Origin of the sequence: Loktanella sp. R86503, assembly GCF_042466455.1 — a bacterium.
Taxonomy (GTDB): Bacteria; Pseudomonadota; Alphaproteobacteria; order Rhodobacterales; family Rhodobacteraceae; genus Loktanella.
In genome coordinates this window covers 2,553,536-2,567,477 of record NZ_JAXHCI010000002.1, presented here as the reverse complement: position 1 = coordinate 2,567,477, position 13,942 = coordinate 2,553,536, and the positions used below count along the sequence as shown (strand labels likewise).

Sequence of the window (13,942 nt, the reverse complement as noted above, 5' to 3'; positions counted from 1 at the left end):
GGCGAAAAATCGGCTTAGGGCTCTGCCCTAAAACCCGGGATATTTGTAACCAGAAGAAGGGCGAACCCCTATCCCAGTACGCGGGTCAGGGCCTTGTCAACGGCACCGGTAATTTCGTTGATATCGTCTTTTGTTGCGATCAGGGCAGGGGCGAACAGCAGGGTGTTGTTGAAGCCAGGCACGGAGCGGTTGGTCGCGCCGATGATGACGCCCTGGCTCATGCAGTCTGCAACGATGGCACCAATCTGCTTTTCGTTCACGGGTGCCTTGGTGCCGCGGTCTGTCACAAGTTCAGCCCCGGCAAACAGCCCCTGGCCCCTGACGTCGCCAATGACGGCGTGTTTGTCCATTAAGGCCAGCAGGTTGTTTTTTAGGTGCAAACCCATATCGGTGGAATTGTCCAAAAGCCCCTCTTCTTCGATGATCGCCATGTTTTCGATTGCGGCGGTGGGGCCGGCAGTGCAGCCGCCGAAGGTCGAAATATCGCGGAAGTAGGACAAATGGTCCGTGTCATCCTTGAACTGTTCGAAGACCGCATCCGTTGTAACGCAGCAAGAGATGGCCGCATAGCCGGAGGCGACGCCTTTGGCCATTGTCACGATATCGGGCTGAACACCATATTGCTGATAGCCGAACCAGGTTCCAGTCCGGCCAAGGCCGCAGACCACCTCGTCGATATGCAGCAAGATGTCGTATTTCTTGCAGATTTCCTGAACGCGGTCCCAATAGCCCTGCGGCGGTGTGATGATGCCGCCACCTGCGGTGATCGGTTCCAGACACAATGCGCCGACGGTGTCGGGGCCTTCACGCAGAATCACCTCTTCGATTGCGTCGGCGGCGCGGCGACCATAATCGGCATCGGTCAGCCCGTCTTGGCGACGGTATTCAAGGCAATGCGGTACCATGACGAAACCGGGCGTGAAGGGGCCGTAGTGTGCGTTACGCTCTTCCTGGCCGCCCGCGGACAGGTTGGCGATCGTGGTGCCGTGGTAATCCCGCTCGCGGTAAAGGATCTTGTATTTACGCCCGCCGTGGTGCTTGTGCGCGATCTGGCGCACCATCTTGAAGGCTTTTTCGTTCGCCTCGGAACCGGAGTTGGCATAGTAGACCCGGTCGAGTCCCGGCATTTTTGCAGTAAGCATTTCGGCAAACTGGGCGGCAGGGATGTTGCCAGCGGCACCGGCGTAAAAGTTCAGCTTGGTCAGTTGGGCAGCCATCGCATCTGCGATGCGTTTGCGGCCATAGCCAACGTTGACGGTCCAGACCGCGCCGGATACCGCGTCCAGATGCTCGCGCCCGGTAATGTCCCAGACGCGCAGGCCTTTGCCTTCGACCATGATGCGCGGATCAGTGGTTTCAAATGGCTTGTGCTGCACCAGATGGTGCCAGACGTGAGCCTTGTCAGCAGAGATGATTGCGGCGGGGTCGTTCGACAAGGCGTGCTGGTTCATGGCGTGGTTCCGGTAAGCTGATGCAATGCGGTGGCAAGCCCAGTCTTGTGATCAGGCCCGGTCATTTGCAAGAGAATGTGACCAAATGGTTAAAATTGCAGCAAGGACCGCGACCAATCGCGGTCCGTCCGCGACACGGCCGCTGCATGTATTACCGCTGGCGGGTCACGCAATGGCGGAACACGGTTGCCTTGGTTTTACGAAGCAGAGATACCACAATCACAGGTTTAATGCGTTGTAGTCGCCAGATGCCGCCCGGCAGGCGGCACGGGGCACGGGGCGAGGGTGAGAGTGATGTTGAATGTCGCAGGGGCGCTGGGCGCGCTGTTTGTGCTGGCGGCGCTGGCCGGAATGGCACCTGACGCGCTGCGCGTTCTTGGCTTGGCGACACTGATCGTTTTGGTGCTGGGTGCGCTTTGGGACGGGCTGTCGTTGCTGATGCGGCACCGGCCAGCGGGAAGGCGCGGTCGAAGCAAACGGGGGCGGGGCAGGCCGGGACGGTCGACACGGCCAGCGCCACGCGCGCCGGCCCGTCCGGCAAGCTTGATCGTGGATGGATCCAACGTCATGCATTGGAACGGCGAGCCGTCACAGATGGTTCTGACCCGCGTTGTTGCCAAACTGGTTCAAAGCGGGGAATGCCCGCATGTCTATTTCGACGCAAATGTCGGATACAAGCTGCAGGGGCAGTACATGGGCAACCGCGCCATGGCAAAAATGCTGGGACTGCCCGAAAACCGTGTCACCGTCGTTGACGCAGGCGTTCCTGCCGACCCTGTTTTGCTGGAACATGCCGTAAATGCAAAGCTGCGGGTTGTTACAAATGACCGGTTTATGGAGTGGCGGCCGCAGTTCCCGCAAATCGGCAACCGCGGCTTTCTGGTCAAAGGGCACTGGCAGCAGGGCACCCCGATGGTGCAGCTTTAGCCTTCGACGCGGGTGATGCTGAGGTATTTGCCAACGCCGTTGTCACCATTGCTTTGATAGTCGATCAGGATGCGGTCGCCAGCGACCAGGTCCGCTGGCAGGGGGAAGTCAGCTGGAATTTCCCAGATGGACCGGTCCTGCAGGACGATGACATTCGACACGCGGTCATAGGCGACGACGGTACCAGTGGTATCATCCGCAAACGCAGGCAGCGCAATGGCGGTCAGGGCGGCAGAGATCAGCAAATGGCGCATGGCCGGTGTCCTTGCATGAGTGTGATGCGCTTTAATTGGCCTGAATTTTGATCTGCGCAAGTGGTGCGCGATCATTGCTGTCAAATAAACCGCAAACCTAATTTGCATGGCAGGGCGGGCGCATCGTTTTTCATGGTGCATCCATTGCCGTTGCGCCGCCGCGCATGATCGCTCATGCTGCTTTATGACAACCTAAACAGGAAGATTGCCATGGAAACGTTTTTCGAAATTGTCGGCTGGGGTGCGCTGACTTTTCTGGTGATCATCGGCCTTGTGGCCGGATTGATTGCATCTGCCGTAACGGGCGGTCATCGCGCTGCCTATGTCGTTGCAGGGATCCTTGGCGCGATTGCGCTGCCTTTCGTGCTGGCGTTGCTGGGAGTGACGGCCGCAATCGGCGCAAGCCTGATCGCGATCCTGATCATCGGGATCGTCGGCGCTGCGCTGCTGGTCGTGCTGTTCAAGGCGCTGACGGGGCGCAGCGATACGCCCCGCCGCTAGGTTACTTCTTTTTGCCGCCATAGCGGGATTTACCGCCGCGCATACCGCCGCGGCCACCGGTTGATCGGCCCGATGCCTTGGCCGATTCCTCGACCGCTTTGTCCACGGCCTGCTGGCGTGCCAGCGGGTCGTCGGCAATCGCCAGCTCGACGGCTTCCAGGCGTTTCAACTCATCGCGCAGGCGGGCGGCTTCTTCGAACTCCAGATTTTCAGCCGCCTTGCGCATGTCGGTGCGCAGGCCGTCCAATACGGCCTTCATGTTGGACCCCTGGCGTTCCACCTTGGCGGTGACGCGGTTCATGTCCACGTCGCCCTTGTACAGGCCGGCAAGAATATCCTCGACGTTCTTTTTCACCGTCATCGGCGTAATGTCGTGTTCGGTGTTATAGGCCATCTGCCGTGTGCGGCGGCGTTCGGTTTCCTTCATTGCCCGGTCCATGGATCCGGTGATGCGGTCGGCATACATGATGACGCGGCCTTCGGCGTTCCGCGCGGCGCGGCCGATGGTCTGCACAAGCGATGTTTCAGAGCGCAGGAAACCTTCTTTGTCCGCGTCCAGAATGGCGACAAGGCCGCATTCGGGAATATCCAGACCCTCGCGCAGCAGGTTGATGCCGATCAACACGTCAAAAGCACCAAGGCGCAGGTCGCGCAAAATCTCGATCCGTTCGATCGTGTCAATGTCAGAGTGCATGTAGCGCACGCGGATGCCCTGTTCGTGCATGTATTCCGTCAGATCTTCTGACATGCGTTTGGTCAGGGTGGTGACAAGCGTGCGATAGCCGGCAGCACTGACCTTGCGCACCTCGTCCAGCAGGTCGTCGACCTGCATGTCGACAGGGCGGATTTCGATCTGCGGGTCGATCAGGCCGGTGGGGCGGATGATCTGTTCGGTAAAGACGCCGCCGGTCTGTTCCAGCTCCCACGCCGCGGGCGTGGCGCTGACAAAGACCGATTGGGGCCGCATGGCGTCCCATTCCTCGAATTTCAGCGGGCGGTTGTCCATACAGGACGGCAGGCGAAATCCGTGTTCGGCCAGCGTCATCTTGCGCCGGAAGTCACCCTTATACATCGCACCGATCTGCGGCACGCTGACGTGGGATTCGTCAGCGAAAACAATAGCATTGTCGGGGATGAATTCGAACAGGGTGGGGGGCGGCTCTCCGGGGGCGCGGCCGGTCAGATAGCGGGAATAGTTTTCGATCCCGTTGCACACGCCGGTGGCTTCCAGCATTTCCAGATCGAAGTTGGTGCGCTGTTCCAGACGCTGCGCCTCTAGCAGTTTGCCTTCGGCAACAAGCTGGTCAAGCCGCATCCGCAGCTCTTTCTTGATGCCGATAACAGCCTGCTGCATCGTCGGCTTCGGCGTGACGTAGTGGCTGTTAGCATAGACGCGAATTTTGTCGAAGGTATCTGTGCGCTCTCCGGTCAGGGGGTCGAATTCTGTGATCGCCTCCAGCTCTTCGCCGAAGAACGACAGCTTCCAGGCGCGGTCGTCCAGGTGGGCAGGCCAGATTTCCAGACTATCGCCGCGCACACGGAAACAGCCACGCTGAAAGGCTGCGTCGTTGCGGCGGTATTGCTGTGCGATCAGATCGGCCATGATCTTGCGCTGGTCATAGGATTTGCCGACGTGGATGTCCTGCGTCATCGCGCCGTATGTTTCGACAGAGCCGATACCATAGATGCAGGACACGGACGCCACGATGATCACATCGTCCCGCTCCAGTAGCGCCCGCGTGGCCGAGTGGCGCATGCGGTCGATCTGCTCGTTGATCTGGGATTCCTTCTCGATATAGGTATCGGACCGCGCGACATAGGCTTCGGGTTGATAATAGTCGTAATAGCTGACGAAGTACTCGACGGCGTTGTCGGGAAAGAAGCCTTTAAATTCGCCGTAAAGCTGGGCGGCCAGCGTCTTGTTCGGTGCAAGGATGATGGCAGGGCGCTGCGTTTCCTCGATAATCTTGGCCATGGTAAAGGTCTTGCCGGTGCCCGTCGCGCCAAGCAGCACCTGATCCCGCTCGCCGCCTCTCACGCCGTCCGATAGTTCGGCGATAGCGGTCGGCTGATCGCCCGCAGCGTCGAATTCGGTGTTGAGCACGAACTTGCGCCCGCCTTCCATCTTTTCCCGTGTCCGCACATTGGGGGCAGGGTTGGACAGATAGGCCGCGTCGGCAAGTTCACGTTTGTCGGTCTGGGCGTAGGCCATGCGTCATCCTTTGGGGTTGGTGCATATTTGACCTTGATCCGTCCCGGTTCAAGGGGTGCTGCTGACAGGATGCGTCAGCAGGCGGTGCTGCTTGACGATACGCATGGCGGGCGTAGGTATGACGCACATCTGAAAAGGACACATCATGTCATCCCACCTCGACCCTGAAAAACTGGACCGTCTGGCCGAAGTTGCCGTGCGCACCGGTGTGAACCTGCAAAAGGGGCAGGACCTGATCATCACTGCGAATATGTCTGCCCTGCCGCTGGTGCAGCGCATTGCTGTGCACGCCTATAAGGCCGGTGCCGGTCTGGTGCTGCCGTTCTTTACCGACGATGCAATTACGCTGGCGCGGTATGAAAATGCCGATGATGCCAGCTTTGACCGGGCTGCCGACTGGTTCTACGAAGGTCTGGGCAAAGCCTATAAGGGCGGCGCTGCGCGTATGGCGATCACCGGTGACGATCCCATGCTGCTGGCAGACCAAGATGCCGCCAAGGTCGCCCGCGCGTCCAAGGCTGTATCCGTTGCCGCCAAGCCCGCGATGAGCCCGATTGTCGGGTTTGAGGTGAACTGGAACATCGTCGCCTTTCCGGGTGCCGCATGGGCTGCCCGCGTCTTCCCTGATGTTCCGGTGGAAGCGGCGCAGTCCAAATTGCTAGACGCGATCTATGACGCGTCCCGCCTTGACGGGGCTGACCCGGTGCAGAATTGGGCTGACCATACGGCAGAGCTGAAAAAGCGGGTGAAATGGCTGAACACGCAGAACTTCGAGGCGCTGCAATACACCGGCCCCGGAACCGACCTGCGTCTTGGTCTGGCCGAAGGTCATATCTGGAAGGGCGGCGCATCCCCTGCACTGAACGGTGTCACGTGCCAGCCCAATATCCCGACAGAAGAGGTCTTTACCTGCCCGCACGCCTACAAGGTCGATGGCACCGTGTCCGCGACCAAACCGCTGGCCTATCAAGGCACCGTGATCCGCGATATTTCGGTCCGGTTCGAGGCTGGCAAGATCGTGGATGCGACCGCTTCAGCAGGAGAGGCGGTTTTCCGCGACCTTTTGGGTGTTGATGATGGGGCTAGCCGTATTGGCGAAGTTGCACTGGTGCCGCATTCTTCGCCAATCTCTCAGTCCGGCGTCCTGTTCTACAACACGCTGTTCGACGAAAACGCATCTTGCCACATCGCGCTGGGCCAGTCCTATGCGGACACGGTCGCTGGCGGGTCAGAATTGGGCGAGGACGAGCTGAAACAGAAGGGCGCGAACCAGTCGCTGATCCATGTCGACTGGATGATTGGGTCTGGCGATGTCGATATCGATGGCATCACCCGGACGGGCGAAATCGTCCCGGTGATGCGCAAAGGTGAATGGGCGTTCTAGGCTATTCGCCAAATACACCGCAGGCGATCCGGTCGCCTGCGGCACCAGCCGGCTGGCTGGCATAATCGTCAGTGCCGGCGTGCACGATAAAAGCAGAGCCGTCCACGTCATTCATCAGCTCTGGCGTCAGCATCGCGTTGAAAAATTCCATTTTCGCTGTGCCGTCTGGGGCCACGGTGATGTTGGGAATATCGCCCGGATGCGGGCCATTCGCTGCCATCACGCCGTGATCATGGCCGTCCGCCAGATGGCCGCCAGCGCTGCTGAAATCGGCGGCGGAACAATCGCCCGTTTCATGCACATGGACTGCATGATCGCCAGCAGGCAGGCCGGACAGGTCAATCTGGACCAATGCCGCGCCCGATTCTGTTGGCGTAACAGTGACCGTGCCGGCAGCGCCATCAGGTCCGGCAATGGTCGCCGTCATCGGCGTCATCTCCGCATGTGCTGCGGCGAATGCGCCGACGGGCAGAACGTTCAGCGCAGCGATAAATGGAAGCATTTTCATGGGTTCAGCCTTTGTAAATCATTGTCTGAGATGAACGCGGCGATGTGTCCGCGGGTTCCTCTTGCTCTTGGCACCGGTTTTGCCGATAACAGCGGCGGTTCAACAGGAGCAAAGTCCATGCAGGCCCGTATCTATCGCCCCGCAAAAACCGCCATGTCATCTGGCACGGCCAAGACGCGCGTCTGGTTTCTGGATTTCGTAAAAGACAGCGCAAGAGAGATTGACCCGTTGATGGGTTGGACCAGTTCGACCGATACGCAAAGTCAGGTGCGCCTGCAGTTTGACACCAAGCAAGAAGCTGTCGATTACGCCCGCGACCACGGAATCGACGCCGTCGTGATCGAACCGCAAACGCGCCAAGCCAATGTCCGCGCAGGCGGCTACGGTGAAAACTTCGCCACCAACCGTCGCGGCGTCTGGACACACTAAGGTCTATTAATCCGGGGTTTGATGCCCCCGTTTATATGCTGTTGCGCGTGCAGGATCTTTGATTCTGCGCGCTTTTTATTTGCCGTTGTTTATTGCAGCACGGGGGGGCTGCGGGATTGCCCCCAGCACGTCCCGATTGATCAAGGTATATCACGGACAAGCTTAAGACGTTGGAAATGATTGCAGACTACAACTTGGCTATCAATCGCTAGGGTCGTGACTGTCTTGCAATTACTTATAAATATTCTTCTTTTCCTTATGGTTGTTATGTCGGGCAGCCTGGTGACCGCCGCCTCAGCGCGGCCTGTCGCGGGCGAACCGGTTTTGGTCCTGTCGGCCCATGATTCGATGTCGCGCGAACGCATTGTCCGCAGCAGCGGTGGCCAGTTGATCGGTCCGGTTTCAGCGCCGCTGGCAAGCCTAGCCGTGTCCAACGATCCTAAATTTATTTCAAGGCTGCAATCCGTCGGTGCGCTTGTTGTGCTGGATGGCCGGGCGATCGCCCAATTATGTGGAGCTTCATTATGACTGCGACAACTGAATCGAGCCTATTCGAAAACATTCAATTGGAACGTAGGCGTGCCATGCGCATCGTCGCAGTGTGTGGATGGTGCTTTGCGCCCGTGCCAGCATTGATCGGGCTATTTGTTGGAAACCCGGTTTTGCCACTGCTGATCGGGACTGCCCTTTTCGCCGTCATGGGCTCTGTTGCGCTTCGAATGAATGAAAAGCATGCGGCGGTCGGCATCTGCCTTGCTTTGGTTGGGCAGGGATTCATGCTGACGGCATCTTTGGCAGGACAAGGGTGGCAGCTGGACAGCCACATGATGTTCTTTGCGATTCTGGCCTGCACAATGCTGGTCAACAATGCGACTGCCACCCTTCTTGCGGCGCTTGCGATCGTCGTGCACCACCTGCTTTTGTCCGTGCTGGTGCCATCACTGATTTATCCGTCAGCAGAAACGATGCTGAATATCGAACGGACGCTTTTTCACGGTGTTGCCGTTCTTGTGGAAACGGCGGCCCTTCTTCGGGCCATAGCGACTAGATCGCAGCTGGATCGTCAATCCGCCAAGGACAGAAACGATATCGAAACGGCGATGGCAGAGGCGGATACGGCGCTTGTGCAGGCCCAGTCAGAACAGAAGGCAAGCGAGGAAATGCGCTTGCGGGCAGAAGCCGCTGTGCTGAAGGCTGAACAGGAAGCCAAAAAATCAAGCGATGCGATGGCTCAATTAGACATTGCCAATACCCGCGAACGCGAACGTCAGGCCAGCGAGGCAGAGCGTGATCGCGCACAAGCAGAGCGGGTGTCATTCGTTGTCGATCAGCTTCGAATTGGACTTAAAAACCTGTCTGATAAACGACTGGATCAGCAATTAGATCAACTGTTCGCCGACGAATATGATGACCTGCGGCGTGATTTCAATGATGCGGTCATGTCCCTGCGGCGCGCAATGGAGGCTGTATTACAAGGTGCGGATGATATCAGTGTCGAAACAAGCCAAATTTCAAAAGCGACTGCGGATTTGGCGATGCGAACGGAAAGCCAGGCAACCATGCTTGCCGACGTCGCCGCACAGATGTCACGGGTGAATGAAAACGTACGCGATACGGCAAAGCTGGCGAAAACCACAAGCGGGGAAGCAAACAAGACGCAAGTTGAAACGGAAAAAAGTGCTGCTTTGGTCAGTGACGCGGTTGTGGCCATGGGTAAGATTGAAGCATCGTCGCAGCAGATCACCTCTATTATCAAAGTGATTGAAGATATTTCTTTCCAGACCAATCTACTTGCGTTGAATGCCGGCGTCGAAGCGGCGCGGGCGGGGGATTCAGGTCGGGGCTTTGCGGTGGTGGCATCAGAAGTGCGGGCGCTTGCTCAACGTTCTTCGCAGGCCGCAAGCGAAATCAGAGGCTTGATCGAAAACAGCGGTGCACAGGTCACGCAGGGTGTTGATCTGGTGCAACGCACAGGGATCGCATTGAAAGACGTTGCCGAGCGCATCATCGCAATGTCAACCCGCGTCACAGAGATTGCGACATCAGCAGAGCAGCAAGCCGCTGTTATACAAGGTATTGATCAATCTTTGGGGCAGCTTGATCTGGTTACGCAACGCAATGCTGCAACTTTTGAGGAAACAACTGCCGCAAGTTCTTCTGTTGCAACAAACGTTCGGGATTTGGTCCAGACGATCGCAGTCTTTGTTCCAAAACAACCCCCGTTAGGCAGTCGAAGGGTGGCTTAGGGCAGCATACGCTTTTGACTTAAAGTAAGCGTCGGGATTTTCACTAAGCGGGAAACGCTGACAGGTTAAGTAAACAAACTTAAAGGCGGTAGATAAGATCGTAATTACAGCCGGATGATCAACACTAGTTGAAAATTGAAGGGTTCGGTGCGTTTGAAAATGACCGAAGCTTCAATTTTGAAAACGGACTTAGCATCTGGGTGCATACCGCCGGTCTGTACCGATCACTGGGGTAGTTTGTAGCGTGGTGCGCCGGGTGGGGATATTGGGAGGTGACTATGGGGACGCAGAGGCCAACTATCTGCGGGCGACGTTTAAGTAATGGGGCTGCGCATGGCGCAGTGTAATGCCCGGATTGGTTTGGGTGGGCTGATCGGGCAGGGATTGTAGGTCGTACTGGTCGAAAACCCGCTTGATCACATGCGTTGCTATCTTGCGAGCCAGGTGCAAACCGATGCAGCGGTGTGGTCCTAATCCGAACGGCAGGTAGGCATCACGCGGGCGTGGTGCATCGCCGGCAAAGCGGGCGGGATCGAACCGCATCGGATCTGGCCAGAAGTCAGCCCGACGGTGCAGCAAAAACGGAGAGATCATGACCGAACTGCCGCTTGGGATATCGTAACCGCCGATGTTATCCGCCGCTATCGCATGACGTTCGATAATCCAGATCGATGGGTAAAGCCTGATTGCCTCGGCGAAGACCTGCGCGGGATCAGTATCCCGAAATGGCGATCCCGCGTGAATGAATGCCCAAGACAACGCATTTGCAGTTGTTTCATGACCCGCAAGCAACAGCGTCACGGCGGCGTCCCGCAACTCTTGGTCCGTTAATTGCGCCTCTCCTTCTGCGGCATGGGCATCCAGCAATCGGGTCAGCACATCGTCGGGGCGCTGGGTACTGGCGCGGCGCGTTCGGATCAGGTCGATCACGACCTCATCAATTTGCGCGACGGCCCTTCTGAATGCGGGGCGGTGCAGGCGCGGGGAAAGGAGCGAAGCATCCAAAGGGGCCTCGATCCGCCGCCAGGTATCGGCCAGCAGAATTTCTAACGGGGCATTAATGCGCTGCGGATCAATGCTGGACGAAAACAGAATGCGGATCGCGGCAGCGATGACCAGCTGCATCATTTCGTCCACGATATCTATCTTGCCCGCCTTATCCCAGCGGGCAAACATCTGGTCGATCAATGCATCAAGAATTACATCGATGGCGTCAAAGGCGCGGGGCTGAAAGGCCGGCTGAATCAATCGGCGATGCCGCGCCCAGGCAGTCTGATCGGCGGACAACAGGCTGCGACCCGTGGTTGCCGCAATCCGGTCCGCGCTGCGGGTGGCCTTGTCATAGTTCGCCACATTGCGCGACAACACATGGTCCACAAACGCAGGGTGATTAATCAGATGCGCTGTAATCGGCCCAAACCGCAAGCGTACGATATCGCCATGGTCCTGTGCCGCGCGCGCCAGGAACGCAAGCGGGTCCGCCCGGAATGCCCCCAGGGATCCAAGGAAAAGCCCGCCCTTTGGACCGGGTGCACGCGTCATATCGGATAGCCCCCGCGTTCAAAGCTGCGCGCCCAGCGGTCTGCGACAATGGCTTTTGTCCTGGCGTCCAATGCGCCAAAGCTGTTTTTCCGATAGCCTTTCAACCGGTCAACATAGTCACCAAGAATAGGGGAAAATCCCGTAAAACCTTCAAGTGACAGCGCATTATAGACTTTCGCTATTTCGCCGACCGGATCGGCTTCTAGGGCGTCGAAGCGTAGTTCGTGAAACTGACTATCGGGGATCAAAGGCAGGTCTTTATAAAAAGCATCGTACATCGCCTCGTGGCGGCGCAAAATGCCTTCATCGATTGCGGCCAGATCCGGCTTTTGCAAATAGGTGTACCAGCCGGCGGTATCAAAGAAATGCCGCTGGGATTGAAACACGCGGTAGGGGTCGCGGTGGATGTGAATGAAACGGGCGTCCGGAAACATGCTTAATATCAGCCGAATACGGGCGGTATGAGGCGGCGATTTGACCAGCAGATTGCGTGTGTCATGCAACGATAGCTTTTTGCAAAAGCTGACAAAGGCAGATTGCCAGGCTGCCGTTTCCTGCGGGCTGGCATCCTGAAACGTCATGTAGCGGTCGTAATGATCCATCCGGCGCGGAAAACTCGTGCCAAGGTAAAGCGAGGACAGCGTCATCAGCAGCGGGGCGAATTCGTCCTCTTGCGGGGATGAAAAGGCCAGCGCCATGTTGTCCATCGGTCGCTTCGACGGAACCAGCCAGGGGAACATGCGGGTGGTGAAACCTTCTGTCGTCAGAAAGGTGTATGGGTTTACCACCTGATAGGTGTTGGGAAACTGAAACTGTGCGTGGTCCTGCGCCAGCAATTCATGCAAAAAGGTCGTGCCGCTGCGCCAATGGCCAAGGATAAACAGCGGTGCCTTGGGATGCGGAGCCTGGCGGATCGTCGCACCATAGCGCAATTCCTCGACCCCGGCGCAGACCGAATTGGACAGACTTGCCAGCGTAATTGCGGCAGCGCGATGCAAATAGGCAGGGGACACTTGAAACCGGTTTTGCGCCAATAACTTGCACCATTTGCCAAAGGTGATACCGGTCAGATAATTGTGCCCAAAGCTCCATTGGTGTTTCAAATGGGCGCTCATGTCCGGGTCCGATCGCATATTTACCGTATTGCCGATATGTTTTTAGGCTATCACCCGCGAAGTAAAGCCGGAGTTCTGCCTATGACTGTCCCGTCCCATGTGACCGAAATGCTGCGCAAGGTCCGCGCAACGTTTCAGGCAGAGCCGTTGGCAGCCCGTATGCAGCCCAGTGCCGCTGCCTTTGCTGCCCTGCGTCCGGTGCGGCGCGCCACGGCGGCATCGGTCGCAAAATACTGGAATCGTTTGTTGGATACAGCATCGACGCAGGACCGCGATGCGCTGGCCGACCCGCTGACCATGGCAGATCCCGCGCTTTTCGATGCCAATATCGAAAACTTCATCGGCACCGTAAAAATCCCCGTCGGCATCATCGGGCCGCTGCGCATCAATGGCCTGAACGCCAGCGGCGATTACAACGTCCCGCTGGCCACGACAGAGGCGGCCTTGGTCGCATCTTACGGGCGGGGGGCATATGCCGCGACAAAATCCGGCGGCATCAGCACCGCGCTGCTGTACGATGGCGTGATCCGCACCCCGGCTTTCGTGTTCGACAATCTGGTCAATGCAGGGCTGTTCGTGGAATGGGTTGTGAATGACATCGCGGCGCTTAAGGCCGCGGCAGAGGCAACAACGCGCCATGGCAAGTTGACCTCGGTCGAGCCGATGGTGGACAACAACATCGTGTTCCTGATCTGCCGCTACACCACGGGCGACGCGGCGGGGCAGAACATGGTGACCATTTCGACAAACGCGCTGTGCGAAGACATCATTGCACGCTGCCCGATCAAGACAAAGGCGTGGTATATCGAAGGCAACTTTTCCGGCGATAAAAAGGCATCCTTTTTAGGCCTTGTCACAGGGCGCGGTCGCAAGGTCAGCGCGTCGGTCACTTTACCGGCCAAAGTGGTCGAAGGCGTGCTTGGCACCAGTGTGAAGGCGATGCTGGATTACGGTCAGGTTGCGAACCTTGGATCACATCTGTCAGGTCAGCTTGGCGCGCAGGCGCATTACGCAAACGGTTTGGCCGCGCTTTACCTGGCCACCGGACAAGACGCCGCCTGCGTGGCCGAAAGCGCCGTTGGAATCACGCGGATGGAGCCGCGGGGCGATGACTTGTTCTGCTCTGTTACCATGCCCAACATCCTTGTGGGGTCGGTCGGCGGCGGCACATCGCTGCCCAGCCAATCGGCGGGGTTGAACATTCTGGGGCTTAAGGGCGCGGGCAAAGGCGCGGCATTGGCAGAGGTCGCGGCGGCGACGTGTCTGTGCGGTGAAATTTCGATCGTGGCGGCGATTGCGGCGGGTGATTTCACGCGGGCGCATCAGCAATTGGCGCGGCACCGATGAAGGTTGCGGCGCTTTGGACCTATCAA

Annotated in this window: 14 protein-coding genes; 7 read left to right on the top strand and 7 right to left on the bottom strand. The window is 58.0% G+C overall.

Translation table 11 applies throughout. The annotated features are described in order from the left end of the window. Nucleotides 1-68: 68 nt before the first annotated feature. On the bottom strand, nucleotides 69-1,451 hold the full coding sequence (locus SJY10_RS13610) for an aspartate aminotransferase family protein (RefSeq protein ID WP_386683520.1): 1,383 nt from the start codon (nucleotides 1,449-1,451) through the stop codon (nucleotides 69-71). A gap of 294 nt (nucleotides 1,452-1,745) precedes the next feature. On the opposite strand from SJY10_RS13610, the gene SJY10_RS13605 reads away from it, so the two are divergent. Further along, nucleotides 1,746-2,378: a hypothetical protein gene (locus SJY10_RS13605; protein ID WP_386683518.1), complete on the top strand. Its 633-nt coding sequence runs from the start codon at nucleotides 1,746-1,748 to the stop codon at nucleotides 2,376-2,378. Here SJY10_RS13605 and SJY10_RS13600 read toward each other — a convergent pair. Continuing rightward, nucleotides 2,375-2,632, bottom strand: coding sequence for a hypothetical protein (locus SJY10_RS13600; protein WP_386683516.1), 258 nt, complete (start codon nucleotides 2,630-2,632; stop codon nucleotides 2,375-2,377). The two genes, SJY10_RS13605 and SJY10_RS13600, sit on opposite strands and share 4 nt — an antisense overlap. Nucleotides 2,633-2,842: 210 nt before the next feature. On the opposite strand from SJY10_RS13600, the gene SJY10_RS13595 reads away from it, so the two are divergent. Beyond that, nucleotides 2,843-3,133, top strand: a complete 291-nt coding sequence (locus SJY10_RS13595; protein WP_386683514.1) for a GlsB/YeaQ/YmgE family stress response membrane protein — start codon at nucleotides 2,843-2,845, stop codon at nucleotides 3,131-3,133. Nucleotide 3,134: 1 nt separating this feature from the next. Here the strand turns inward: SJY10_RS13595 and uvrB are convergent, their stop codons facing one another. Next, nucleotides 3,135-5,345 carry an excinuclease ABC subunit UvrB gene (gene uvrB, locus SJY10_RS13590; protein WP_386683512.1) on the bottom strand — a complete coding sequence of 737 codons (2,211 nt, stop codon included), beginning with the start codon at nucleotides 5,343-5,345 and terminating at the stop codon, nucleotides 3,135-3,137. 145 nt (nucleotides 5,346-5,490) lie between these two features. Here uvrB and SJY10_RS13585 point away from each other — a divergent pair, with 145 nt between their 5' ends. Further along, nucleotides 5,491-6,729 carry an aminopeptidase gene (locus SJY10_RS13585; RefSeq protein WP_386683510.1) on the top strand — a complete coding sequence of 413 codons (1,239 nt, stop codon included), beginning with the start codon at nucleotides 5,491-5,493 and terminating at the stop codon, nucleotides 6,727-6,729. 1 nt (nucleotide 6,730) lies between these two features. On the opposite strand, the gene SJY10_RS13580 is transcribed toward SJY10_RS13585, so the two are convergent. After that, nucleotides 6,731-7,237, bottom strand: a complete 507-nt coding sequence (locus SJY10_RS13580; RefSeq protein WP_386683508.1) for a superoxide dismutase family protein — start codon at nucleotides 7,235-7,237, stop codon at nucleotides 6,731-6,733. Between the two features lie 117 nt (nucleotides 7,238-7,354). Here SJY10_RS13580 and SJY10_RS13575 point away from each other — a divergent pair, with 117 nt between their 5' ends. Together SJY10_RS13575 and SJY10_RS13570 are read left to right on the top strand one after the other, a co-directional pair. Beyond that, the gene (locus SJY10_RS13575; RefSeq protein ID WP_386683506.1) at nucleotides 7,355-7,666 is read left to right on the top strand and encodes an ETC complex I subunit; all 312 of its coding nucleotides are present in this window, start codon (nucleotides 7,355-7,357) and stop codon (nucleotides 7,664-7,666) included. A 225-nt stretch (nucleotides 7,667-7,891) separates the two neighbouring features. Further along, nucleotides 7,892-8,194 (top strand): hypothetical protein, encoded by a 303-nt coding sequence (locus SJY10_RS13570; RefSeq protein WP_386683504.1) that lies wholly within the window; start codon nucleotides 7,892-7,894, stop codon nucleotides 8,192-8,194. Nucleotides 8,195-8,307: 113 nt separating this feature from the next. Here the strand turns inward: SJY10_RS13570 and SJY10_RS13565 are convergent, their stop codons facing one another. Continuing rightward, nucleotides 8,308-8,577: a hypothetical protein gene (locus SJY10_RS13565; protein WP_386683502.1), complete on the bottom strand. Its 270-nt coding sequence runs from the start codon at nucleotides 8,575-8,577 to the stop codon at nucleotides 8,308-8,310. Between the two features lie 54 nt (nucleotides 8,578-8,631). Here SJY10_RS13565 and SJY10_RS13560 point away from each other — a divergent pair, with 54 nt between their 5' ends. Next, nucleotides 8,632-9,912, top strand: coding sequence for a methyl-accepting chemotaxis protein (locus SJY10_RS13560; RefSeq protein WP_386683500.1), 1,281 nt, complete (start codon nucleotides 8,632-8,634; stop codon nucleotides 9,910-9,912). Nucleotides 9,913-10,209: 297 nt separating this feature from the next. On the opposite strand, the gene SJY10_RS13555 is transcribed toward SJY10_RS13560, so the two are convergent. Together SJY10_RS13555 and SJY10_RS13550 are read right to left on the bottom strand one after the other, a co-directional pair. Next, nucleotides 10,210-11,454, bottom strand: coding sequence for a cytochrome P450 (locus tag SJY10_RS13555; RefSeq protein WP_386683498.1), 1,245 nt, complete (start codon nucleotides 11,452-11,454; stop codon nucleotides 10,210-10,212). Further along, nucleotides 11,451-12,569: a sulfotransferase family protein gene (locus SJY10_RS13550; protein ID WP_386683496.1), complete on the bottom strand. Its 1,119-nt coding sequence runs from the start codon at nucleotides 12,567-12,569 to the stop codon at nucleotides 11,451-11,453. Before SJY10_RS13550 ends, SJY10_RS13555 begins: the two co-directional genes overlap by 4 nt. Nucleotides 12,570-12,650: 81 nt before the next feature. Between SJY10_RS13550 and SJY10_RS13545 the strand changes: the two genes are divergently transcribed. After that, entirely contained in the window at nucleotides 12,651-13,916 is a 1,266-nt protein-coding gene (locus SJY10_RS13545) for a hydroxymethylglutaryl-CoA reductase (protein ID WP_386683494.1), read from the top strand. The last annotated feature ends 26 nt before the right edge of the window (nucleotides 13,917-13,942 follow it).